At 71.4% G+C, this 21,863-nt stretch carries 20 protein-coding genes and 2 tRNA genes; 8 read left to right on the top strand and 14 right to left on the bottom strand.

Going from position 1 to position 21,863, the window contains the following annotated elements; all coding sequences use genetic code 11:
* Positions 1 to 8: 8 nt before the first annotated feature.
* Both rsgA and JO379_RS22690 read left to right on the top strand, forming a co-directional pair.
* Positions 9 to 1,013, top strand: coding sequence for a ribosome small subunit-dependent GTPase A (gene rsgA, locus JO379_RS22695; RefSeq protein WP_130879805.1), 1,005 nt, complete (start codon positions 9 to 11; stop codon positions 1,011 to 1,013).
* A gap of 91 nt (positions 1,014 to 1,104) precedes the next feature.
* Positions 1,105 to 1,428, top strand: a complete 324-nt coding sequence (locus tag JO379_RS22690) for a DMT family transporter (RefSeq protein ID WP_130879804.1) — start codon at positions 1,105 to 1,107, stop codon at positions 1,426 to 1,428.
* 49 nt (positions 1,429 to 1,477) lie between these two features.
* Here JO379_RS22690 and JO379_RS22685 read toward each other — a convergent pair whose 3' ends face one another.
* Positions 1,478 to 2,092 carry a TetR/AcrR family transcriptional regulator gene (locus tag JO379_RS22685; protein WP_130879803.1) on the bottom strand — a complete coding sequence of 205 codons (615 nt, stop codon included), beginning with the start codon at positions 2,090 to 2,092 and terminating at the stop codon, positions 1,478 to 1,480.
* A 123-nt stretch (positions 2,093 to 2,215) separates the two neighbouring features.
* On the opposite strand from JO379_RS22685, the gene hisN reads away from it, so the two are divergent.
* Both hisN and JO379_RS22675 read left to right on the top strand, forming a co-directional pair.
* On the top strand, positions 2,216 to 3,010 hold the full coding sequence (hisN, locus tag JO379_RS22680; protein ID WP_130879802.1) for a histidinol-phosphatase: 795 nt from the start codon (positions 2,216 to 2,218) through the stop codon (positions 3,008 to 3,010).
* Positions 3,011 to 3,207: 197 nt separating this feature from the next.
* The gene (locus JO379_RS22675) at positions 3,208 to 3,618 is read left to right on the top strand and encodes a CBS domain-containing protein (protein ID WP_130879801.1); all 411 of its coding nucleotides are present in this window, start codon (positions 3,208 to 3,210) and stop codon (positions 3,616 to 3,618) included.
* A gap of 106 nt (positions 3,619 to 3,724) precedes the next feature.
* Here the strand turns inward: JO379_RS22675 and JO379_RS22670 are convergent, their stop codons facing one another.
* Positions 3,725 to 5,200: a catalase gene (locus tag JO379_RS22670; protein WP_130879800.1), complete on the bottom strand. Its 1,476-nt coding sequence runs from the start codon at positions 5,198 to 5,200 to the stop codon at positions 3,725 to 3,727.
* Positions 5,201 to 5,381: 181 nt separating this feature from the next.
* On the opposite strand from JO379_RS22670, the gene JO379_RS22665 reads away from it, so the two are divergent.
* Positions 5,382 to 5,798 (top strand): Fur family transcriptional regulator, encoded by a 417-nt coding sequence (locus JO379_RS22665; RefSeq protein WP_130879799.1) that lies wholly within the window; start codon positions 5,382 to 5,384, stop codon positions 5,796 to 5,798.
* Positions 5,799 to 5,930: 132 nt separating this feature from the next.
* Here the strand turns inward: JO379_RS22665 and JO379_RS22660 are convergent.
* The 4 genes from JO379_RS22660 to JO379_RS22645 form a co-directional block, all read right to left on the bottom strand.
* A tRNA-Met gene (locus JO379_RS22660) sits at positions 5,931 to 6,004 on the bottom strand.
* Positions 6,005 to 6,141: 137 nt separating this feature from the next.
* Complete coding sequence (locus tag JO379_RS22655; protein WP_130879798.1) at positions 6,142 to 8,109, bottom strand: tetratricopeptide repeat protein; 1,968 nt, start codon at positions 8,107 to 8,109, stop codon at positions 6,142 to 6,144.
* Between the two features lie 238 nt (positions 8,110 to 8,347).
* A tRNA-Met gene (locus tag JO379_RS22650) sits at positions 8,348 to 8,421 on the bottom strand.
* Positions 8,422 to 8,472: 51 nt separating this feature from the next.
* The gene (locus JO379_RS22645; protein ID WP_130880300.1) at positions 8,473 to 11,355 is read right to left on the bottom strand and encodes a UPF0182 family membrane protein; all 2,883 of its coding nucleotides are present in this window, start codon (positions 11,353 to 11,355) and stop codon (positions 8,473 to 8,475) included.
* Between the two features lie 143 nt (positions 11,356 to 11,498).
* Between JO379_RS22645 and JO379_RS22640 the strand changes: the two genes are divergently transcribed.
* On the top strand, positions 11,499 to 12,077 hold the full coding sequence (locus JO379_RS22640) for a PPA1309 family protein (RefSeq protein WP_130879797.1): 579 nt from the start codon (positions 11,499 to 11,501) through the stop codon (positions 12,075 to 12,077).
* A gap of 29 nt (positions 12,078 to 12,106) precedes the next feature.
* On the opposite strand, the gene JO379_RS22635 is transcribed toward JO379_RS22640, so the two are convergent.
* From JO379_RS22635 to JO379_RS22620, 4 genes are all read right to left on the bottom strand, one after another.
* Positions 12,107 to 13,195, bottom strand: a complete 1,089-nt coding sequence (locus JO379_RS22635; RefSeq protein WP_130879796.1) for a YlbL family protein — start codon at positions 13,193 to 13,195, stop codon at positions 12,107 to 12,109.
* A 65-nt stretch (positions 13,196 to 13,260) separates the two neighbouring features.
* Positions 13,261 to 13,443, bottom strand: coding sequence for a hypothetical protein (locus tag JO379_RS22630; RefSeq protein WP_130879795.1), 183 nt, complete (start codon positions 13,441 to 13,443; stop codon positions 13,261 to 13,263).
* A gap of 188 nt (positions 13,444 to 13,631) precedes the next feature.
* A complete protein-coding gene (locus tag JO379_RS22625; RefSeq protein WP_130879794.1) occupies positions 13,632 to 14,111 on the bottom strand; it encodes a molybdenum cofactor biosynthesis protein MoaE in 480 nt (159 codons plus the stop codon).
* A gap of 91 nt (positions 14,112 to 14,202) precedes the next feature.
* Positions 14,203 to 15,327, bottom strand: a complete 1,125-nt coding sequence (locus tag JO379_RS22620; RefSeq protein ID WP_130879793.1) for an SDR family oxidoreductase — start codon at positions 15,325 to 15,327, stop codon at positions 14,203 to 14,205.
* Between the two features lie 192 nt (positions 15,328 to 15,519).
* Between JO379_RS22620 and JO379_RS22615 the strand changes: the two genes are divergently transcribed.
* Both JO379_RS22615 and JO379_RS22610 read left to right on the top strand, forming a co-directional pair.
* Positions 15,520 to 16,971, top strand: coding sequence for a zinc-dependent metalloprotease (locus tag JO379_RS22615; RefSeq protein WP_209516679.1), 1,452 nt, complete (start codon positions 15,520 to 15,522; stop codon positions 16,969 to 16,971).
* Complete coding sequence (locus JO379_RS22610) at positions 16,968 to 17,489, top strand: NUDIX hydrolase (RefSeq protein WP_130879791.1); 522 nt, start codon at positions 16,968 to 16,970, stop codon at positions 17,487 to 17,489. The genes JO379_RS22615 and JO379_RS22610 overlap by 4 nt, the downstream gene beginning before the upstream one ends.
* A 52-nt stretch (positions 17,490 to 17,541) precedes the next feature.
* Here the strand turns inward: JO379_RS22610 and JO379_RS22605 are convergent, their stop codons facing one another.
* From JO379_RS22605 to JO379_RS22590, 4 genes are all read right to left on the bottom strand, one after another.
* Positions 17,542 to 18,303, bottom strand: a complete 762-nt coding sequence (locus JO379_RS22605; protein WP_130879790.1) for an AIM24 family protein — start codon at positions 18,301 to 18,303, stop codon at positions 17,542 to 17,544.
* A 16-nt stretch (positions 18,304 to 18,319) separates the two neighbouring features.
* Complete coding sequence (locus JO379_RS22600; RefSeq protein ID WP_130880299.1) at positions 18,320 to 19,003, bottom strand: AIM24 family protein; 684 nt, start codon at positions 19,001 to 19,003, stop codon at positions 18,320 to 18,322.
* 17 nt (positions 19,004 to 19,020) lie between these two features.
* Positions 19,021 to 20,826 (bottom strand): TerD family protein, encoded by a 1,806-nt coding sequence (locus JO379_RS22595; protein WP_209516676.1) that lies wholly within the window; start codon positions 20,824 to 20,826, stop codon positions 19,021 to 19,023.
* A gap of 172 nt (positions 20,827 to 20,998) precedes the next feature.
* On the bottom strand, positions 20,999 to 21,595 hold the full coding sequence (locus JO379_RS22590) for a M48 metallopeptidase family protein (RefSeq protein ID WP_130879788.1): 597 nt from the start codon (positions 21,593 to 21,595) through the stop codon (positions 20,999 to 21,001).
* Positions 21,596 to 21,863 lie beyond the last annotated feature (268 nt).

Here is a 21,863-nt window from a genome sequence, read left to right as displayed (position 1 = left end):
AGAGCACCATGCGCCGCTACGGCAAGAATCCCGACGAGGACGACATCCGCGTCCGGCCCAACCGCAAGGGCAACCGTCCCCGCACCAACATCCGCCCCAAGCACGAGGACGCCTCCGAGGGCTTCGTCCTCACCGTCGACCGGGGCCGGCTGCACGTCCTCGTCGAGGACCGCACCATCATCGCGATGAAGGCGCGCGAACTGGGGCGCAAGGGGGCCGTGGTGGGCGACCGGGTCGCCGTCGTGGGCGACCTGAGCGGCGCCAAGGACACCCTGGCGCGGATCGTCCGGGTCGAGGAGCGCTCCTCCGTGCTGCGCCGTACGGCCGACGACGACGACCCCTTCGAGCGGGTCGTCGTCGCCAACGCCGACCAGCTCGCGATCGTCACCGCCCTCGCCGACCCCGAGCCCCGGCCCCGGCTCATCGACCGCTGTCTGGTCGCGGCGTACGACGCGGGGCTGGAGCCGCTGCTCGTGCTGACGAAGTCGGACCTGGCCTCGCCCGACAAGCTCCTGGAGTCCTACGGGGCGCTGGGCGTGCCCTATGTGGTGACCAGCCGTGAAGAGCTGGCCGCCGGTGCCGCCGCCGAGCGCGTCCGGGAGCGGCTGACGGACCGGGTCACCGCGTTCGTCGGGCACTCGGGCGTCGGCAAGACCACCCTGGTCAACGCGCTCGTCGAGCGGCAGCGGGCCACCGGCCACGTCAACGCGGTCACCGGCCGCGGCCGCCACACGACGACCTCGGCGCTGGCCCTGCCCCTCCCGGGCGATACGGGCTGGGTGATCGACACCCCGGGCGTCCGCTCCTTCGGGCTGCACCACGTGGATCCCTCGCGGGTCATCCTCGCCTTCCCCGACCTGGTGCCCGGCACGGAGGACTGCCCGCGCGCGTGCAGCCACGACGAGCCGGACTGCGCGCTGGACCAGTGGGTGACGGACGGTCACGCCGATCCGCAGCGGCTCTACTCCCTGCGGCGGCTGCTCGCGACCCGGGAGCGGCGCGAAGGCGATTGATCGCCTACGTTTGCGAGTGACCGCCCGTGGCAAGGGCAGCATGCAAGGGCACCGGAGAGCCGGGGCGGTCGCGAATACGGGAGGCAATCTGATGGCGTGGCTGCTCGTCGTGGTCGCCGGACTGCTGGAGACCGGCTTCGCCGTCTGCCTCAAGCTCTCCCACGGCTTCACCCGGCTGTGGCCCACGATCGCCTTCGCCTGCTTCGCGCTCGGCAGCTTCGGCCTGCTGACGCTCGCGCTCAGAAGGCTCGACGTGGGCCCGGCCTATGCCGTGTGGACGGGCATCGGCGCGGCCGGCACCGCCATCTACGGCATGGTCTTCCTCGACGACCTGGTCTCCACCCTCAAGCTCGTCTCGATCTCCTTCGTGATCGTGGGCGTGATCGGTCTTCAGCTCTCCGGCTCCTCCCACTGAGAGCTCTCCGGCTCCTCCCACTGAACCGCCGGCTGCTGGCCGCCGGCCGTCACGCGTCGGCGAGGAGGGCGCGGGCGAGGCGTGCGACGTCGACCGCCACCACCTCGTCGGAGTCGCCCGGGGCGAGCACATAGGACAGCGTGAGGCGGACCGCGGCCGCGCAGGCCCGCCGGGCCTCCTCCGGGGCGGCCGGGGTCGTGATCGCACCGGCCACCCGGTCCGTGATCCGGTCGGCCATCGCCGTCGGGGTGGGCGCGCCCCGCAGCACCGGGGTCTCGGGCCGGGCGCGCTGCGCCGGGACGGCGGCGGGCGCGGTGGCCGGGAGCCGCTCGCTGCGGCAGCCGGTGAGCACGGCCCGTACCAGCGGGTTCGTCCGGGCCGTCCGCAGGGTCCACAGGGCCACGGCGGCGCAGTGGTCGCCGGGATCGCCGATGCCACGGGCGGCGGCGTCGGCCAGGGTGCGCTCCACGCCGGCGAGGAACGCGTCCGCCTCGCGGCGCACCAGGGCGCGCCCGAGGCCGTCCTTGCCACCGAATTCGTTGTACAGCGTCTGCCGGGACACCCCGGCGGCGGCCGCGACGTCGACCATCCGGACCCCGCTCCAGGGCCGGGCGGCGAGCGCCACGAAGGCCGCGTCCAGCAAGAGTTCTCGTGCCGCGGGCATCGTCGCCTCCCCGGCCGTGCGGCCGCACGACGGTCTGGGCTCAGAATTGACGCACCGCCAGACGGTGTCAAGACCCGGGCGGGCCGCACGGGGCTGCGGCGTACCCCCGGGTACTGTGCAGTCATGTCCGACTACCACGATGATCTGCGCCTGGCCCACGTCCTGGCGGACGCCGCCGACGCGGCGACCATGGACCGGTTCAAGGCCCTCGACCTCAAGGTCGAGACCAAACCGGACATGACGCCGGTGAGCGAGGCGGACAAGGCCGCCGAGGAGCTGATCCGCGGCCATCTCCAGCGGGCCCGGCCGCGGGACGCCGTGCTGGGCGAGGAGTTCGGGGCCGAGGGCACGGGCCCGCGACGCTGGGTGATCGACCCGATCGACGGGACCAAGAACTACGTCCGCGGGGTGCCGGTCTGGGCCACGCTGATCTCGCTGATGGTGCAGGTCGAGGGTGGTTTCGAGCCGGTCGTCGGCGTGGTGTCGGCGCCGGCGCTGGGCCGCCGCTGGTGGGCGGCGAAGGGCGCGGGGGCCTTCACCGGCCGCAGCCTGCTGTCGGCGACACGGCTGCAGGCCTCGCGGGTGGGCCGGATCGAGGACGCGTCGTTCGCGTACTCCTCGTTGTCCGGCTGGGAGGAGCGCGGCATGCTCCCGGGCTTCCTGGACCTGTCGCGCGACTGCTGGCGCACGCGCGGCTACGGCGACTTCTGGCCGTACATGATGGTCGCCGAGGGCTCGGTGGACATGTGCGCCGAGCCGGAGCTGTCGCTGTGGGACATGGCGGCGAACGTCGTCATCGTCGAGGAGGCGGGCGGGCGCTTCACCGGCCTGGACGGCCGCCCCGGCCCGCACAGCGGGAACGCCGCCGCGTCGAACGGACTGCTCCACGACGAACTTCTGGGCTATTTCAGCAAGTAGGCACACCGCCGGGAGCCGTTCACCGTCAGGGCGCGCTCCCGGTCCAAACCTCGACGCCGAAGCGCGCGGGCCGGTGATTCCACCCCCGCGCGCCCCCTTGTTGTGCCCGCGCGGGCGTGTGACGATGACAGCCCCATGCTTGTGAACTTGTGAATCCTTTCTCGGACTCACGGTCCACCAAGGAGGTGGCTCCGACCATGCTCGTCCGCGACGCCATGAGCACGGTGGTCCTCACCATCGGTCCCGCCCACACCCTCAGGCAGGCCGCGCGGATGATGTCCGCGCGCCGAATAGGAGCGGCCATAGTCCTCGATCCGGACACCAGCGGGCTCGGCATCCTCACCGAGCGCGACATCCTCAACTCGGTCGGCGCCGGCGAGGATCCGGACCGGGAGACCGCGCAGGGCCACACGACGACGGACGTCGTCTTCGCGGCCCCGGAATGGACGCTGGAGGACGCCGCGTGCGCCATGGCGCACGGCGGCTTCCGGCATCTGATCGTCCTCGACGGGCAGGGGCCCGTGGGCATCGTGTCGGTCCGCGACATCATCCGCCGCTGGGCACCCCTGCGCGCCGGACGGCGGCAGCCGGGCGTGCTGGCGGGCTGAGCGGGAAAAGCCGGAGGGACCGGAGCCCATTGGCGTCCGGTCCCTCCGGTGGGTACGGCAAGCGGCTGTTGGGACAAGCCCCGTGGCGGTCGGGCCGCCGCGGGACTCAGCCGCGCAGGGCCTGGACCGCGGCTTCGAGCCGCTTGCCGTAGTCGGGGTCCGCCTGGCGGAAGTTACTGATCGCGCGCTCGGCGATGTCGTCGCGCGAGACCTTGGCGATGAAGCCGGCGAGGTTGTCGATCAGCCGGCCCTTCTCCTCCTCCGACATCAGCCGGTAGAGGTTGCCCGCCTGGACGAAGTCGTTGTCCTCGGCGTGCGAGGGGGCCTCGGTGCTACCGGTGTAGCCGGTGACCTCGACGGGCTGCCACAGCGGCCGGCCGGTCTCCTGCGGTCCGCCGAAGCTGTTGGGCTCGTAGTTCTTGGCGCGCCCGTGCCGGCCGTCGTAGGCGTAGCCGTCACGGCTGTTCGTCCGCGCCTCGGTGGCGTGCGGACGGTTCACCGGCAGGTGGTCGGCGTTGATGCCGACGCGGTAGCGGTGGGCGTCGCCGTAGGCGAAGAGCCGGCCCTGGAGCATCTTGTCCGGGGACGGTCCGATGCCCGGCACGAAGTGCGCCGGAGAGAAGATCGACTGCTCGACCTCGGCGAAGATGTTCTCCGGGTTGCGGTTGAGCTCCAGCTTGCCGATCTCGATCGGCGGGTAGTCCTCGTGCGGCCACACCTTGGTGAGGTCGAACGGGTTGAAGCGGTAGGTCGCCGCGTCGGCCGCCGGCATGATCTGCACCTGCACGGTCCAGCTGGGGAAGTCCCCGCGCTCGATGGCCTCGCGCAGATCGCGCTGGTGGCTGTCGGGGTCCATGCCGGAGAGCTGGTTGGCCTCCGCGGTGGTGAGGTTCTTGATCCCCTGGTCGGTCTTGAAGTGGTACTTGACCCAGAAGACCTCGCCGGCCTCGTTGTTCCACTGGAAGGTGTGGGAGCCGTAGCCGTTCATGTGGCGCAGCGTGGCCGGGATGCCGCGGTCACCGAAGAGCCAGGTCACCTGGTGCGTGGACTCCGGCGACAGACCCCAGAAGTCCCAGACGTTGTCCGCCTCCTGCGAGCCGGTGTAGGGGTCGCGCTTCTGGGTGTGGATGAAGTCGGGGAACTTGATGGCGTCCTTGATGAAGAACACCGGGGTGTTGTTGCCGACGAGGTCGTAGTTCCCCTCTTCGGTGTAGAACTTCAGCGCGAAACCGCGGGGGTCGCGCACCGCGTCGGCCGAGCCGAGGTTGCCCGCGACGGTGGAGAAGCGCAGGAACGTCTCGGTCTGCTTGCCGACCTCGGAGAGGAACTTGGCCCGGGTGTACCGGGTGACGTCCGCCGTCACGGTGAAGGTGCCGTACGCCCCGGCGCCGCGGGCGTGCACCACGCGCTCCGGGATCCGCTCGCGGTTGAAGTGCGCGAGCTTCTCCATCAGCGACTGGTCCTGCACCAGGACGGGGCCGCCGAGGCCCGCGGACTCGCTGTTCTGGTTGTCCGCGACCGGAGCTCCGGACTCCGTGGTCAGCGGACCCGTTCCCGAAATGGCCTCGCCCTGAACCGACACGTGCGCCTCCGTCTTTTTCGTCCTGTCACCGGGCCCGCATCCGCCGTCTCCGGAGGCCCGAGCCGAACTCGATCCTACATTGGACATTGTCTAAGTCAAGATGGATCAGAGATAAATACGCGATCCATTGATGGACGAGGGGCGCTGCTACGCTGGTCCTATCTGACTGATAGGTGATGGCATGAGTGACCTGCTGGAACGGCTCCGGGGACGCGGCTGGCGGCTGACCGCACAGCGACGCGTCGTCGCCGAGGTCCTCGACGGGGACCACGTGCACTACACCGCGGACGAGGTGCACGCCAAGGCGGCCGACCTCCTGCCCGAGATCTCGCGCGCGACGGTGTACAACACCCTCGGCGAGCTGGTCTCCCTGGGCGAGATCCTCGAGGTGAGCACGGACGGGCGCGCCAAGCGCTACGACCCGAACGCCCACCACGCGCACCAGCATCTGGTGTGCTCGCGGTGCGGCACGATCCGCGACGTCCACCCCTCCGGGGACCTGCTCGCCGACCTTCCGGCGCACGAGCGCTTCGGCTTCCAGGTCTCGGCGGTCGAGGTGACGTACCGCGGCATCTGCCCGAACTGCTCGACGGCGTGACGCGCCGCCCGTGACAGACGGCGGCGGCCTGTGGCCGCCGCCGCTTCGCGCGCCCCGCTCCGGGCGGGCGGCGTCCGTCCGGGCACACGACAAAGGCCCGGATCCTTGAAGGATCCGGGCCTTGTCTTCGAGTAGCGGGGACAGGATTTGAACCTGCGACCTCTGGGTTATGAGCCCAGCGAGCTACCGAGCTGCTCCACCCCGCGTCGTTGACCCAACTGTAACCCGGCGGTAGCCCTTCAGGCAAACGGGTGTGCAAACACGCGTGCGAACGGCCTCCGGGCGGCCACGGCCGGGACGCCGCAGCCCCGGGCCGCGGGGCCGGTGGGGGCGCCCGCCGCCCTTACGCCGACAGTTCCTGCTGCAACGCGTCCCGCAGCCGCGCCGCCCGCTCGGCGACCTCGGCCGGGCCGAGCTCGACGGCGCGGGCGCACCAGTGCTGCCCCTCGGCCAGATTGCCGCGCCGGGCCGCCAGCAGGGCGAGCCGGAGCGCGGCCCGCCCGTGACCGGCCTGCGCGGCCCTGGCCCACCACAGCGCCGCCTCCGGCTCGCTGCCCTCGCGCGCGAGCAGCAGCCCGAGGTTGAAGGCGCCGTTACGGCTGCCGGCCTCGGCGGCCTGGCGGTACCAGTGCGCGGCCTCGACCACGTCACCCCGCGCGGCGACGAGCATGCCGAGCCGGACCTGGGCCCGCCGGTGGCCCTGCCGGGCGGCGTGCCCGTACCACTTCTCGCACTCCTCCCACGCCTCGTCGTCGCGGTCGAGCAGCGCGCCCAGCCGGAAGGCCGCCTCGGCGCTGCCGCCGCGCACGGCGACCCGCAGATGGCGCTCCGCCTCCTCGTCCTCGCCGTCCCGCAGCAGGACCATGGCGACCTGGAGGGCCGCGTCGGTGTGTCCGGCGGCCGCGGCGCGCTCGTACCACTCGAAGGCCGAGCGCTCCTCGTCCCGCCCGGCGTAGAGGATGCCCAGGTTGAACGCGGCGTCGACGCTGCCCGCCTCGGCGGCCTTGGAGAACCACGGCTCGGCCCCGGCGGAGTCGCCGCCCTGCAGCAGCAGCACGGCCAGCGCGTTGGCGGCCTCCTGGTGCCCGGCGTAGGCGGCGCGGCGGTACCACTGCTCGGCCTGCGCGGTGCGCCCCTGCTCGGCGCAGAGCAGGCCGAGGTTGTAGGCGCCGTTGACATCACCGGCGTCGAGCGCGGCGCGGTACCAGCGCTCGGCCTGCTGCGACTCGCCCCGGTCGGCGTGCAGGGCGCCCAGGGCGTTGGCGGCGTTGCCGTCGCCGTCCTGGGCGGCGCGGCGCCACCAGATCGCGGCGCTCTCGGTGTCGCCGGCGTCGCGCAGCAGGAAGCCGAGGGCGCACGCGGCGCGCGACTCCCCGTCCTTGGCGGAGGTCAGGTACCAGCGCCCGGCCTCCTGGATCTCGCCGCGCGCCTCCAGCAGCGTGCCCAGGTGCAGGGCGGCGCGCCGGTGGCCGCGGGCGGCGGCCTGCCGGTACCACTGCTCGGCCTCGCCGGCCGCGCTCTCGTCGCGGCGGCCGGCCGCCGCGGCCCGCAGATCACGGACCGAGGTGTCGACGCCGCCGGCCGAGGCGTAGCGGGTGCCGGTGGAGGGGCCGAGGCCGCCGGGGCCGTCCCCGAGGCCGTCCAGCCCGGCGAGGCCGCCGGGGCCCGTGCCGCGGCGCGGCGCCCGGCCGTCGAGGATGCGCGCGAGGCGGTAGGCGGCCTCGCGGTGCCCGCGCTCGGCGGCGGAGCGGAACCAGCGCTCGGCGCCCACGTCGCTGCGGTGCTCCAGCAGATCCGCGAGGGCGTACGCGCCGAGGGCGTGCCCGGACTCGGCGGACTGCCGCAGCCAGTACTCGGCGGCGGGCTCGTCGCCGCGCTCGCGGTGGTAGCGGCCGAGGGCGTGGGCCGCGGCGGCGGAACCGGCGACGGCGGCGACGCGCCACCAGGAGGCGGCCTCGTCCGCGTAGCCGCGCTGGTGCAGCAGGACGCCCAGGTTGTTGGCGGCGGAGCGATCGCCGTCGGCGGTCGCGGCCCTCAGGTGGCGCTCGGCGCCGTCGAGGTCGCCGCGGCGCAGCAACAGCGCGCCGAGCATGCTGAGGGCGGCGGGGTCGCCGGACTCCTCGGCCCGGCGCCGGGCGGTTTCGAGTTCGAGGTCGGCAGCATCGGTGGAGAGGTCGCCCGCGTCGGCGCTCCCGCCGGGGCCGGCCGCCTCCGAGCCGAACGCCTGCGGTTCCTGATCGCTCCCGTCACCGGGAGCCTCCACAAGCCGACGTGTCGCCAACAACCTCGTCCTGTCCCCCATAAGACCCATCGTCGCACCACCCGCAACCCGCGTACACCTGGTATACCGCAGCCGATGAGGTCACTTCAGCGTTTTGTCGACTTCCCGACTTCCCGACACGGCCGTGCTGCAAACTCTATTCAGAAGCCCCGCACACAACCCCCACAGGCCACGGCGCGCCGGGGTACGGGTCAGCAAAATTTCGGGACACCCGCCCCGGACACACGACAAGGCCCGGAGTCCGAGGACTCCGGGCCTTGTCTTTGAGTAGCGGGGACAGGATTTGAACCTGCGACCTCTGGGTTATGAGCCCAGCGAGCTACCGAGCTGCTCCACCCCGCGCCGTTGTGAAACAACCGTACCACGGCGCGGGATGGGGCCTCACCGGACTTCTCAGCTGCCCGGCTTGGCCGTCTTCTCGGCGGCCTTGGCCTCGGCCTTGGCGGCCCGGTCCAGGGCCTCCTTCAGGCTCTGCTGGGCCTTGCCGTAGGCCGTCCAGTCCTTGTCGTCGAGCGCCTTCTGGCTCGCGTCGAAGGCGTCCTGGGCGTCCTTCAGGGCCTGCTTGACCGTGGGGTCCTGGGACGGCGGCTTCGTGGGGGTGTCCGCCGGTGGCTCGGTGCCGGTGTCCGGACTCCTGACCCCGAAGACCACGTCCAGCGCCTTGGTGAGGTCGTCCTCGAAGGCGGTCTTCTCCCCGTAGGTCACCAGGACCTTCTTCAGCCGGGGGAAGTTCGTGCCGGCGCCGCGCACATAGACCGGCTCGACGTACAGCAGCCCGCCGTCGAGCGGCACGGTCAGCAGATTGCCGTACTCGATCTCGGAGTCCCCGCGCTTCAAGATATTGATCTTGTTGGCGATCTCGGGGTCACCGTTGAACTTGCTCTGCACCTGCTGGGGGCCCGACACCGTGGTCTCGGACGGCAGTTTCAGGATTCTGATCTTGCCGTAGCCGGGGCTCTTCGCGTCGGCGTCGACGGCCATGAAGGCACCGAGGTTCTCCCGGCTCTTCGGCGTCAGCGTCGTCGTCAGCGAGAACGACTGCTCCTGCTGGTCCGGCATCTTCATGCTGAGGTAGTACGGCGGCACCGCGTTCTTCGACTTGGTGGTCGGGTCGTTCGGCACCTCCCAGCGCTCACTGCCGGTGTAGAACGTGCCCGGGCTGGTGACGTGGTAGCGGGTGAGCAGCTCGCGCTGGACCTTGAAGAGGTCCTGCGGGTAGCGCATGTGGTCCATCAGGTCCGAGGAGATCTGGCTCTTGGCCTTCACCGTTCCCGGGAAGGCCTTCATCCAGGTCTTGAGCACCGGGTCCTTGGTGTCCCACTGGTACAGCTTCACCGTGCCGTCATAGGCGTCCACGGTCGCCTTCACCGAATTGCGGATGTAGTTGACCTGGTTCTGCTGGGCCACCACCGCCCGCTGTCCGGTGGTCAGCGAGTCCGCCGTCGTGTCACCGAGGGTCGTCCGGGACGCGTACGGATAGCCGTTGGTCGTGGTGTAGGCGTCCACGATCCACTGGATGCGGCCGCCGACGACCGCCGGGTAGGCGTCGCCGTCGATGGTCAGCCACGGGGCGACCGCCTCGACGCGCTCCTTGGGCGTGCGGTTGTACAGGATCCGCGAACCTTCCCCGATGGCACCGGAGTAGAGGATCTGCGGCTCGCCGAAGGCCACCGCGTAGGCGGCCCTGTTGACCGGGTTCGAGAGGTTCACACCGCTCTTGCCCCGGTAGCTGTAGCTCTTCTCGCCCCTGTCGCCGGAGTAGTCCAGCTCCTTCTGCGGCCCGCCGACGATCGAGTACTGCGTCGTCTTCTCGCCGTAGTACACCCGCTGCTCGTACGAGCCGAGCTTGCCGGTGGTCGGCAGGTTCTTCTCGGTGAAGTCCGGGTCGCCCTCACCGACGGTGGCGGTGCCCTTCGCGGTGATGGCGCCGTAGCCGTGGGTGTACTTGAAGTGGTCGTTGATCCAATTGCGCTCGGGGATGCCGTTGATGTTCAGCTCGCGCAGACCGACGACCGTGTCCGTCTCCTTGCCGTCGACCTTGTAGCGGTCGACGTCCAGGGTGGACGGGAACTGGTAGTACCCACGGACCTGCTGGAGCTGCTGGAACGTGGGCGAGACGATGTTCGGGTCGAGCATCCGCAGGCTGGCGGTCGAATCGGCCGCGTCGCGCAGCTTCTGCTTGTCCTTGCCCTTGAGGTCGCTGGTGCCCGCGTAGTCCGTCACCTTCGAGCCGTCGATGCCGTAGGCCTCGCGCGTCGCGGTGATGTTCTTCTTGATGTACGGGGCTTCCTTGGCCTGCTCGTTCGGCTGGACCTGGAACTTCTGCACGATCGCCGGGTAGAGCCCGCCGATCAGGACCGCCGAGAGCACCATCAGACCGAAGCCGATCACCGGCAGCTGCCAGGTGCGCCGCCAGAGCGTCGCGAAGAACAGCACGGCGCAGATCAGCGCGATGATGAAGAGGATGGTCTTGGCCGGCAGATAGGCGTTGGCGTCGACGTACCGCAGACCCGTCCAGCCCTCGGTGGACTTCAGCCCGCTGGACTTCACCGCCAGGCCGTACCGGTCGAGCCAGTAGGCGACGGCCTTGAGCGTGACGAAGATGCCGAGCAGCACCGACAGGTGTCCGGTGGCCGCCGCGGTGGCCCGTGAGCCCGGGCTGGTGGGCCGCAGACCGTTGTAGAGGTAGTGCACCAGGGTCGCGGCGATCAGCGACAGGACCGCGGCCGCGAAGCCGAAGCTCAGCAGGAAGCGGTACCAGGGCAGATCGAACGTGTAGAACGCGATGTCCTTGTGGAACTGCGGGTCCTTCTGACCGAAGGACACGCCGTTGACCCACATGAGCCAGGTGCGCCACTGCCCGGCCGCGGACGCGCCGGCGACCAGGCCGACGAGCGAGGCGATGGCCAGCAGCACCCACTTCTTGTAGGGCGCGATGCTCATCCGGTAGCGGTCGAGGCTCTCCTGCTCCCCCGACATCGCGCTCAGCGGCGGCCGCAGCCGGTGCGCCAGCCAGATGTTGAATCCCACCGCGAGGGCCATCAGCAGTCCGAAGACCGCGAACAGACCGATCTTGGTGCCCAGGGTGGTGGTGAAGACGGAGGAGTAGTGCACGGAGCGGTACCAGAGCCATTGCGTCCAGTACCCCGCGAACATGACGAAGAGCATGGCCAGCACGGCCAGCACTCCCAACGTCATGAGCAGGGTCCGGACACGCCGGGACGGGCGGCCGACTCTCATCCGTGGCCTCGTCGGGCCTCCGCCGCGGTCCGGCATCTGGAAAGCCAAGGTGCGCACCTCGAAGTTCGCTGTCGATGAAGCTGTCGATCAGGCCCAGCGATAGTAGGACCCAGTGTGGCAACTTACCGAGGCTTTACTCAGTTCCCGTTTTTGGTCACTCTCAGGGCACGATTGTGACCATGTCCAGCTTTCCCAGCTTCCCCAGCCCTTCCGAACCCGGCACCCCGATGGCCGCCAGCCCGCTGACCCGAGCCGTGCTCGAAATCGACGAGTACGCCTCCGGCCTCGGCTGGGACCAGCCCGCCCGCCTCTTCGCCCTGGTCGACACCGCGAAACTGCGCGCCCAGGAGCCCGGCCTGGCCGCCCAGCTCGGCCTCGACGAAACCCCCGGCAACGCCACCTCCCTCACCCCGATCGAGCAGGACGAGCTGCCGCGCGGCACCGCCCTCGACAAGTTCCTCGGCACCATCGCCTGGCCCGACGCGGTGGTCGGCTGCGCCCTGACCGTGGAGCGGCTGATGCTGCCGCCGTCCGCCGAGGGGACCGTGCCGAACGGGATGAACGAGAAGCAGCTCGCCAAGTGGGTCGCGGCGCACCCGGACCGCCAGGAGGTCCGGATGACCGTCGCGGTGCTGCGTGACGGCGCGCGCGAGTCGGCGCTGCGCCTGCGGGAGAAGGACTCACCGAACGAGGTGCTGACCGGGGCCGACCTCGTACCGGGCCTGGCCGAGGCCCTCGCGGCCACGTTCGAGGGCTGACGCCCGCCCGTCCGCCTGGGGGGTGACGCCTAGCGGCCCGTCGAGCAGCTCGGCAGGCTCGCCGCGTCACCCTTGCGGATCTTCTCCAGGGCCTTCGTCGCGTCACCTATGGTGTCGACCTTGACGAGCGTGAGGCCCTTGGGGGTGTCCCTGGCGGCCGCCGCGCAATTGTCCTTGGGCGTGAGGAAGAACCGGGCGCCCTTGGCCCGCGCGGCGACCGTCTTCATCTCGATCCCGCCGATCGGCCCGACCTTGCCGGTGTCCTCGATCGTGCCCGTACCGGCGATGAACTTGCCGCCGGTGAGGTCCTCCGGGGTCAGCTTGTCGACTATCCCGAGGGCGAACATCAGCCCGGCGCTCGGCCCGCCGACGTCCGTCAGCTTGATGTTGATGGTGAACGGGAACGTGTGGTCGATCCCGGCCTGGATGCCGACTATGGCCCGCTTGTCGGGTGCCTTGCCCGTGATGAGGCTGACCGTCCGCTCCTGCCTCGGCGCCCGCTTCTCCTTCTCCGCCGCGGCCGCCTCCTTGGCCGGAACGACCAGGAAGGAGACCTCCTGGCCGGGCTGGTGCTTGGTGACGAGCTCGGCCACGTCGCCGGGCTGCTTGATCTCCGTACCGTCGACGGCCTTGATCACATCGCCCGCGTGCAAGGCACCCTCGGCCGGGCTGCCCTTGACGACCTGCGCCACGACGACGCGCGTGCCGACCGGGATCTTCAGCTCCTTGAGCGCCGCCACCTTGGCACTCTCCTGGGACTGGCTGAATTCCTCGGCGGTCTCCTGGTTCAGCTGGTCCGGAGTCTTGTCATCCGGATAGAGCGTGCTGTGCGGGACCACCAGATTGTCGTGCGCGAGCCAGCCGTAGACCGCTTCGACCAGATTCATCCGGTACTGCGAGCCGGTGACGCGGACCGTCGTCATATTGAGATTGCCGCTGGTCGGATACGTCTTGTGGCCCGAGATCTGGAGCACCGGCTCACCGTCGTGCTCACCGAGGGTGTTGTACGTCGGCCCCGGCGACATCTCCGCGTACGGCACGGGGATCAGCACGCCTGCGCAGAGCAGCGCGATCAGCATCAGGAGGGAGGCGAGCATCGTCGCGGTGCGGCGGGGCATGGAACGACAGTACGGGACGGGTCCGACAGTCCACCCCCGGGGCGGTCCGTACGGGGCAGCGCCCGCTAGGCCGCGTCGGAGTCCGGCGAGACGCCGGACTCACGGCGTTCCATGGCGGCGCGGAACCGCTCGTAGCCCGCCAGTTCCGCGACATCGCCGACCTTGCGGTTGCGGGCCGCCCAACTCCCCCACAGGGCGGCGGCGCAGGCCGCGGCCACGGGGATCAGCAACCATGCAAGTGCCGCCATGCCGGCCTCCCGACCCCTTCCGAAGCGCAACTGACTGATGAGCAGATTAAACGTCCGCCGTCTCAACGCTTACGTCAGGGGCCCGGTTACGCAACCCGGGTCAGCCAATAGGGGTCTGGCCTGCGGGGACGAACTAAGCCCCCACCCTCCCCCAGCTACCGCTGGGAGGTGCCCCCATGCCGACGGCGCTACGCGCCGACCCATTCTTCTGTCCCGTCCGTGAACTTCTGGTGCTTCCAGATCGGGACCTCCGCCTTGAGGTCGTCGATCAGCCGGCGGCACGCCGCGAAGGCCTCGGCCCGGTGCGGGCAGGAGACGGCCACCACGACCGCCAGGTCGCCGATGGCGAGCTCCCCCACCCGGTGCACCGCGGCGAGCGCCCGTACCGGGAAGTCCGCCGCGATCTTCTCCGCGACGCGGCGCAGCTCGGCCTCGGCCGTGGGGTGCGCGGAGTAGCCGAGCCCGTCCACGTCCGCACCGCCGTCGTGGTCGCGCACCGTGCCCACGAAGAGCGCGGTGCCCCCCGCGGCGTCGTCGCCGACCGCCGCGAAGACCTCGTCCAGCGACAGCGGGGTGTCACGGACGGCGAGGAGGCGGATCGGATCCAGGGCGGCGAGCTCACCGGGGTGGCCGCCGGAGCGGTCATACGTACGGGCCATACGGTCCATCGTGCCGCACGCGGGGCGGCGGTGGTGAATGGTGTTTCACCAGGCCGCCCGGAACGCCGTATGGAGGGTCCTACAGCGGCCCCGGCGGGGTCTACAGGCGGCGGCGCGCCTTGCGGGCACGGCGGACCAGCGCGGCGGTGCCCACCAGGGCGACGGTCGCCCCCGCGGCGCCCAGCGTGGTGGCGTCCTTGCGGCCGAGCCGGCGGCCCGCGACCGTGTGCCGGCCCGCGACCTCCTCCAGCAGCTCCGCGAGGACCTCCTCGTTGGTCCAGCGCGGCCGCCAGCCGGCGTCGTGCAGCCTGCTGCCGCTGACCACCCACGGGTGCATCGTGTACTCGAGATCACCCGCGGGCGAGGGGGTCAGGCCGAGGCGGTGCAGCCGGGAGGCCGCGCCCAGCGCGACCGCCGAGGGCAGCTCCATGCGCCGGATGCCGGTCAGCTCCTCGACCTCCTCCTGCTCCAGCCAGCCGTCGCAGCCCACCGCGAGATCGCCCTCGGCCTTCTCCAGGGCGGCGAACTCCAGGGCGCTCACCAGGTCCTCCACGTGGCAGAACTGCCAGGTCGGCCGGGATCCGGCGACCACCAGGAGGCGGGGCGACTCGAAGTAGCGGGTGAGGGCGGTGTCGGTGCCGCCGACGAGGACAGCGGGACGCAGCACGGTGACGTTCAGCCCGGGGTGGGCGCGGGGCGCGCGCTTGGCGAGCCGCTCGATCTCCAGCAGGTCACCGACGCCGGTGGCCTCGGCGGTCGCGCGCAGCTCGGCGTCCTCGGCGAGCGGCACGGCGTTGTCCGGCCGGGCCCCGTAGACCATCGCGGAGGTGCACAGCACGACGCGGTGCACCCCGGCGGCCGCGGCGGCGGTCAGCACGGTCTGGGTGCCGCGCACGTTGTAGGCGGTGCGGGCGGCGGGGTCGGTCTCCAGGTCGAGGTCCAGGGCGAGGTGGACGACGACGTCGGCACCGCGCAGCTTCTCCGCGATCGCCGGGTCGCGGACGTCCAGCACATGCCACTGCGCCTCGGTCACATCGCCGCGGCGCTCGTCTATCGCCACGACCTGCTTGATCTCTTCTGATGCGGCCAGCCGCTGCGTGAGCAGCGCGCCGACGCCGCTCGCGGCACCGGTGACGGCGACGACGGGTCGGCGGCCGGGCAGGGCCGTACTGTCTCGCGCGGAACCGTTTCGCGCTGCGCGAACTTCTCGGTCGGGGGAACTCACCGGGCGTCTCCAGCGGTTGTCTTCAGTACGTAAGTGTGATGACGCGTACGTACCAGGTGACGTCCATCCTGCCGCAGGCCCCGGGTCGGCGAAGCACCAAGCCCGGATACCGCAGAGGTGTCTACGCTGGGTAGTGATGTCGGGCATTCGCCGCCGGTTCCACGCCGGCGGCCCTACGAGCCGAGGAAACCCGTGAGTGACAACCCATTCGGATTCGGTCTTCCGCCGGAGGAGCCGGAGAACGGCGACGACGGCAAGAAGAAGGGCGGCAGCCAGGGCGGCGGCCAGGGACCGGCGAATCCGTTCGGGTTCGGCGGGGCCGCGGGCGGTGGGGACAACCCCTTCGCCGCGATGTTCGGCTCCATGAACCCGGGCGATCTGGGCGCCGCGTTCCAGCAGCTGGGCCAGATGCTCTCGTACGAGGGCGGCCCGGTGAACTGGGACATGGCCAAGGACATCGCGCGGCAGACCGTCGCGCAGGGCACCGCCGACGGCGGCAAGGACGCCAGCGTCACGCCGGGCGAGCGGGCCGCCGTCGAGGAGGCCGTGCGCCTGGCCGACCTGTGGCTGGACGGCGTGACGTCGCTGCCGTCGGGCGCGGGCACGGCGGTCGCCTGGAGCCGCGCGGAGTGGGTCGAGGCGACCCTCCCGGTGTGGAAGGACCTGGTCGACCCGGTCGCCGAGCGCGTCGGCGCCGCCATGGGCGACGTGCTTCCCGAGGAGATGCAGGCCATGGCCGGCCCGCTGCTCGGGATGATGCGGCAGATGGGCGGGGCCATGTTCGGCCAGCAGATCGGCCAGGCCGTGGGCGTGCTGGCCGGCGAGGTGGTCGGTTCGACCGACATCGGTCTGCCGCTCGGCCCCGCGGGCAAGGCCGCCCTGCTGCCGGTGAACATCGCGTCGCTCGGCTCCGGGCTCGGGGTGCCGCAGGACGAGGTCCGCCTGTACCTGGCCCTGCGGGAAGCCGCCCACCAGCGGCTCTTCGCCCACGTGCCGTGGCTGCGCTCGCACCTGTTCGGCGCGGTCGAGGGCTACGCCCGGGGCATCAAGGTCGACACCTCCAAGCTGGAGGACGTGGTCGGCCAGCTCGACCCCTCGCACCCGGAGCAGCTGCAGGACGCCCTTCAGCAGGGCATGTTCCAGCCGGAGGACACCCCGGAGCAGAAGGCGGCCCTCGCCCGCCTGGAGACCGCGCTCGCGCTGGTCGAGGGCTGGGTCGACGCGGTCGTGCACGCGGCCGCCTCGCCGCACCTGCCGTCGGCCGGCGCGCTGCGCGAGACGCTGCGCCGCCGCCGCGCGTCCGGCGGTCCGGCGGAGCAGACCTTCGCCACCCTGATCGGCCTGGAGCTGCGGCCGCGCCGCCTGCGGGACGCCTCGCGGCTGTGGGCATCGCTGACCGACGCACGGGGCCTGGAGGGCCGCGACGCCCTGTGGGAGCACCCGGACATGCTGCCGACGGCCGCCGACCTGGACGACCCGGACGGCTTCGTGCACCGCGAGCACCTGGACTTCTCCGAGCTCGACAAGATGCTGGGCGAGGCGGCCGGAAGCGGGTCCGCGAAGCCGGACCTGAAGAAGGACTCCGCCGGGGACTCTCCCAAGGATGACGAAAAGGGCGAGGACAAGGGCGAAGGCGACAAGTGAGCCTCCATGAGAACGCCGTCCTCGTCCTGAAGGAGTACGGGGACCAGGAGGAGCTGCGCGATCTCTATCTGGATCACCTGGCCGAGCACCCGGACGGCACGTGGAAGCCCTGCCGGGCCGGGCACATCACGGCGAGCGCGCTGGTGATCGACCCGGCGCGCGGCAAGGTGCTGCTCACCCTGCACCGCAAGCTGCGGATGTGGCTCCAGATGGGCGGCCACTGCGAGCCGGGCGACAGCACGCTCGCGGAGGCGGCGCTGCGGGAGGCGACCGAGGAGTCCGGCATCAAGGGGCTGACCCTGCTGCCGGTCGGTCCGGTCCGGCTGGACCGGCATCCGATTCCCTCGCCCTGCAATTGGCACCTCGATGTGCAGTACGCGGCGCTGGTGCCGGAGGGCGCGGTGGAGGCCATCAGCGACGAGTCGCTGGACCTGCGCTGGTTCGCGTACCACGAGGTGGCCGCGGTGGCCGACGAGTCGGTCGTCCGGCTGATGGAGCGGACGCTCGCCCACCTGTGAGCGCGCACGCGTAAGGGGCGTCACCCCTGGGGTGACGCCCCTTACGCATCGCTCAGCGGTTGGACCAGATGTTGCCCTGGTTCTGACCGTGCGCGCCCTGCTGGCCGAGGCCGTACTGGGCCAGCGCCCCCTGGCCGATCTCCGCGCCCTGGGGCGGAAGCAGCTCGCTGGGCTGCACGAGGGCGTAGCCGTGGCCCTGGAAGTTCAGCTCCCAGCCCTCTCCCGTGCTGCCGCGCCGACGGAAGACGCTCGACGAGGACGTCGGCGCCTGCATCTGCACGACGAGCGACGTCGACCACGCCACGACGGCGTCCGCGTCGGCGTTGACGTATTTGTCCGGGGTGACCTGGAGCATCAGGGGCTGGCCGGAGGTCATGAGCGCGACCTTGCCCTGCCCGGAGATGACGAGGTTGTACGCGCCCGAACCGGAGATCCCGAACTGGCTGTCCACCGCGATGGTGTCCCAGTGCAGGGTGGAGTCCATCGCGAGGACGTAGGCGGCGTCCACGGTCAGACCGTTGTGGTCCACGTCGACGACGTGGACATACTGCGCGAGGTTGGCGAAATAGACCGTGCCCTGCCCCGAGCAGCGCATCAGGTCCAGGACCTCACCCGTGTGGGCCCGGGCGGTCTGCTGGCCCCGCGTCAGGAACTCGCCGTCGAACTCCATCATGCCCTGGTAGGCGACCATCGAGCCCTTGCGGGCGAGGATGTCGTCGTGGCCGGTGAGCAGCACCCGCAGCAACTGCGGGTTCTGGAGCGCGTAGCGGTCCTGGGACTGGGCCTCGGTGTGGCCGAAAAGCGGGCTCTGCATATGTCTTCGCTCCCCCTCAGCCCCGGGCCCGGAGCCGGTCAGTGCTGTCCTCGCTGGGCTGTACGACCACGAACCCCTGGCCCGAGAAGCCCAGCTGGTACGCCTCGCCGCTGCCCCGGCCGATCATCGAGGAAGCCTTGAAGCTGCGCTTCCCCTTCATCTTGAGGCCCGTGGACCAGGCCACGAGGGCATCGGGGTCCACATAGGTCTCGTCCTCGCCGCGACCGCAGTCGACGACGATCGGGGTGCCGCGCGAGGTGAGCGCGACCCAGCCGGTGCCGGAGATGGCCACGTTGAACAGGCCCTGGCCCGCGAACTTCGCCATGCCCTTCACCCGCTGCACACCCCACTGCAGATGCGCGTCGAAGGCGAGGATGTTGGTGCCGTTGACGGAGAGCGAGTCCCCGTTGAGCTGGAGGCAGACGACGTCCGCCCCGTAGTCGGCGAGGTAGAGCAGCCCGTCACCGTGGCACTTCATGAGCGGCATGCCCTCGCCGGTGACCCACTGGGAGGCCATCTGACGGATGGCGGGCGGATTCGCCTCGTACTGGACGAAGCCCTCGTAGGCGATCATCGAGCCCGTGCGGGCGAACAGGTCGTGGCCGGACTGCATGGCCACCTTGAGCATGCTGCTGCCGTGGTTCTCCATCCGGGCCGCGACGGGCGTCGGGGCGTAGCCCGAGATCGGAGTCTGGTTCATGGTCATTTCGGGCTCCCTCAGACCTCGTAGGGCTGGACGACGATGAAATTGCCGGGCGCGCCGCGGAATTGGAGGTTCACGGTCTCCCCGCTGTGGCCCGGGTAGGCGTTGCGGCGCAGCCGCACCTGGCTGGAGACGACCACCTGGGCGGCGGCGGACCAGGCGACGATGGCGTTGCTGTCGGCGTAGGTGGTCGGGGTGACCGGCAGGACCACGGGAACGCCGTTGGTCTTGACGACCACGGTGCCGTGCCCCTGGAACTGCATGGTGAACAGCGCGCCGCCGGGGATGCCGTGCCCCTCGATCCGGCGCACCTCGTGCTGGAGCGACTCGTCGAAGGCGAGCACCGACTCCGCGGAGACGCAGATGCCGTCGCCCTGGAGCTCGATGGGGTGCACATGGGCGGAGTTCTCCGCCAGGAACACCTGTCCCCGGCCGGTGCAGCGCATCAGCTGCATCTCCTGGCCGGTGGCGTTGCCCATGATCCGGCCGGCGAACCCGGCGCCCTTGTAGCCGAAGTCGACCTTGCCCTGGTAGAGCACCATGCTGCCCTGGCGGGCGAGCACGGGCTGCGGGTCGGTGCCGAGGTCGACGCGGATGAGCCGGGGGTTCTGCAGGGTCCACCGCTGCCCGGTGGGCGCCTCGCGGTACTTCTCGAGCGCGGCCTGGACGCCCACGGGGGTGCCGCCCTGCGGGGGCGTGCCCTGGGGCATGCCGTGCGGGGGCGTGCCCTGGGGCGCCGCGGGCGGGGGCCCGCCGTAGGGCGTCGGCTGACCGGGCTGACCGGGGTACGGCGCCGGCTGGCCGGGGAACGGCTGACCGGGCTGGCCCGGGTGTCCGTAGGGCTGCTGCTGGTTGGGGTGCTGGTTGGGGTGCTGGCCGGGGTGCTGGCCGGGGTGCCCGTAAGGGGCCGGCTGCTGCTGGCCGTACGGGGCCGGCTGACCGGGCACACCGGGCTGGCCGGGCGGCGGCGGGACCGTGCCGCCGGGCGGGGTCTGCTGGCCCGTGCCGGACTGGCCGGCGAAGAAGCCGGGCGGGGCGATCGGCGCGGCGATCGTGGCGGCCGCGTGCACCGCGGGGGCGGCGGGCGGCGGGGTGCTGCCGGGCGGGGGCGCGAAGCCCTGGGCGGGCGGCGGGGTCGGCGCGGCGGGCGCGGGCTGCGGGGTCTGCGGCGGTGCAGGGGCCTGCGGCGCGGCGAAGGCCGGGGGCGCGCTCGCCTGCGCCGCCGGGGGCGCGAAGGCGGGGGCGGGGGCGGCCGCGGCAGGGGCGGGGGCAGAAGCCTGTTCCGGCTCCTCCTCCAGGACCTCGCCGCCGAAGTTGGTGAGCAGCGCTTCCAGACCGCCGTCGAAGCCCTGGCCGACGGCGGCGAACCGCCAGACGTCCTTCATATAGATGTCGCCGAGCATCACCGCGCGCTCGGTACTGAATTCGGCGCCGGTGAAGGAGTACCGCGCGACTTCCGCACCGCCCGCGACGATACGGACGTAACCGGGGCCGATCTGCGACATCTGGCCCGCGCCGTCGAGCGTCGCCGTGAAGGAGAGCTTCCGGATGTGTGCCGGAATGCGGTCGAGCGTGACCCGGAAGGACTCCGTGTCACCGGCCTGCGCGCCGAGCTGCTGAATGGACTCCTCGGGGGACTTCGGCTGATTGAAGAAGATGAAGTACCGGTCGTCGGACAGCCGCTCCTGGGCGTCGAGCCCGAAGCAGCTGATGTCGAAGGACAGCCCGGGCCCGGAGATCTGCACACCGATGTACAGATCGGTCCCCGCTGTCAGGTCACTGATCTTGGCCTTGTGGCCGCGCTGGAATTCCCTGGCCATGCGTTACGACCGTCCCCCATCCGAACCTGCGATGAATGCGTTGCGTCAGGCTAACGGCTGACCCTCACAGCCAGCGATTCCGGGGCGTGCGGGGGCCCGGGGCGGCGCGGAGGCGAGCGGGCCCGCGCCGCCCCGGGCGCGGGCGGCCGGGGGTGTCACCCGGCCGGCGGCGTCATTCGCTGCGGGCGGCAGGGAGATGCGGCAGCCGGTCGGCGGCGACCACACCTTCGAGGTACCCGCGGGCACGCTCGGTGCGCGGATAGGCCTCGAGGAGCTCCCAGAAGCGCGGGCCGTGCCCGGGGACCAACAGATGCGCCAACTCGTGGAGCAGGACGTAGTCCACGACGTACTCGGGCATGCCCTGGAGCCGGTGGGAGAGACGGATGCTGCCCTCGGCGGGGGTGCACGAGCCCCATCGGGTGTTCTGATTGGTGACCCAGCGGACCGTGGCGGGGCGGGCCCGGCCGTCGAGGTACTGGGCGGAGAGCCGCTGCGCCCGGTCGGCCAGCTCGGCGTCGCCGAGCATCCGCTTGCTCTCCTGCGCCGCGAGTCTGTCGAGCATCACGCCCACCCACCGCTTCTCCTCCGCCTCCGACATCCGGGCGGGGATGAGGACGACGGTGCGCTCACCCTCCCGGTAGGCGGAGACCGTTCTGCGGCGGCGCGAACTCCGGCGGACCTCCACCGCGTACGCGTCCGAGCCACTGGAGAGCGGGCTCGGGGCGCTGCGCGGTGGTCTTGCGGCACTGTGCAGTGGGTCGACGGGCACGGCCCCGACGTTACCTGCTGGCGGCGCGTGAAGTCCCGCCCCTCGCTCGGTTGCCGGGGAAACACCCGCAGAGCGCACGGCTTGTATGACAATCACCCCCTGCTTGTGGACAACTTCGCACGGTGATGCGGCGGGGCGCGCATGCTGAAGGCCGACCGAGGGGGAAGCCATGCAGAAGAACTCCGCGCACCGAGCCGCCGTCCGTCACGACGCCGAGGAATTCCCCGCCCCGGGACGGGCCCGGCCCTTCGCCGTACATCCCCGCACC

It is taken from the genome of Streptomyces syringium, assembly GCF_017876625.1.
In the GTDB taxonomy this organism is placed as follows: domain Bacteria; phylum Actinomycetota; class Actinomycetes; order Streptomycetales; family Streptomycetaceae; genus Streptomyces; species Streptomyces syringius.
Note: the sequence above shows the minus strand (reverse complement) of the source record. Positions and strands in the feature narration are given on the sequence as shown.

Excerpts from the sequence above, each read along its gene's own strand:
- JO379_RS22645 (WP_130880300.1), bottom strand. The coding sequence starts at position 11,355 with ATGCCGGACCGCGGCGGAGGCCCGACGAGGCCACGGATGAGAGTCGGC.
- JO379_RS22665 (WP_130879799.1), top strand. The coding sequence starts at position 5,382 with ATGAGTGACCTGCTGGAACGGCTCCGGGGACGCGGCTGGCGGCTGACC.
- JO379_RS22690 (WP_130879804.1), top strand. The coding sequence starts at position 1,105 with ATGGCGTGGCTGCTCGTCGTGGTCGCCGGACTGCTGGAGACCGGCTTC.
- rsgA (WP_130879805.1), top strand. The coding sequence starts at position 9 with ATGCGCCGCTACGGCAAGAATCCCGACGAGGACGACATCCGCGTCCGG.
- JO379_RS22595 (WP_209516676.1), bottom strand. The coding sequence starts at position 20,826 with ATGGCCAGGGAATTCCAGCGCGGCCACAAGGCCAAGATCAGTGACCTG.
- JO379_RS22625 (WP_130879794.1), bottom strand. The coding sequence starts at position 14,111 with ATGGACCGTATGGCCCGTACGTATGACCGCTCCGGCGGCCACCCCGGT.
- JO379_RS22600 (WP_130880299.1), bottom strand. The coding sequence starts at position 19,003 with ATGAACCAGACTCCGATCTCGGGCTACGCCCCGACGCCCGTCGCGGCC.
- hisN (WP_130879802.1), top strand. The coding sequence starts at position 2,216 with ATGTCCGACTACCACGATGATCTGCGCCTGGCCCACGTCCTGGCGGAC.
- JO379_RS22630 (WP_130879795.1), bottom strand. The coding sequence starts at position 13,443 with ATGGCGGCACTTGCATGGTTGCTGATCCCCGTGGCCGCGGCCTGCGCC.
- JO379_RS22655 (WP_130879798.1), bottom strand. The coding sequence starts at position 8,109 with ATGGGTCTTATGGGGGACAGGACGAGGTTGTTGGCGACACGTCGGCTT.
- JO379_RS22675 (WP_130879801.1), top strand. The coding sequence starts at position 3,208 with ATGCTCGTCCGCGACGCCATGAGCACGGTGGTCCTCACCATCGGTCCC.
- JO379_RS22635 (WP_130879796.1), bottom strand. The coding sequence starts at position 13,195 with ATGCCCCGCCGCACCGCGACGATGCTCGCCTCCCTCCTGATGCTGATC.
- JO379_RS22640 (WP_130879797.1), top strand. The coding sequence starts at position 11,499 with ATGTCCAGCTTTCCCAGCTTCCCCAGCCCTTCCGAACCCGGCACCCCG.
- JO379_RS22685 (WP_130879803.1), bottom strand. The coding sequence starts at position 2,092 with ATGCCCGCGGCACGAGAACTCTTGCTGGACGCGGCCTTCGTGGCGCTC.
- JO379_RS22605 (WP_130879790.1), bottom strand. The coding sequence starts at position 18,303 with ATGCAGAGCCCGCTTTTCGGCCACACCGAGGCCCAGTCCCAGGACCGC.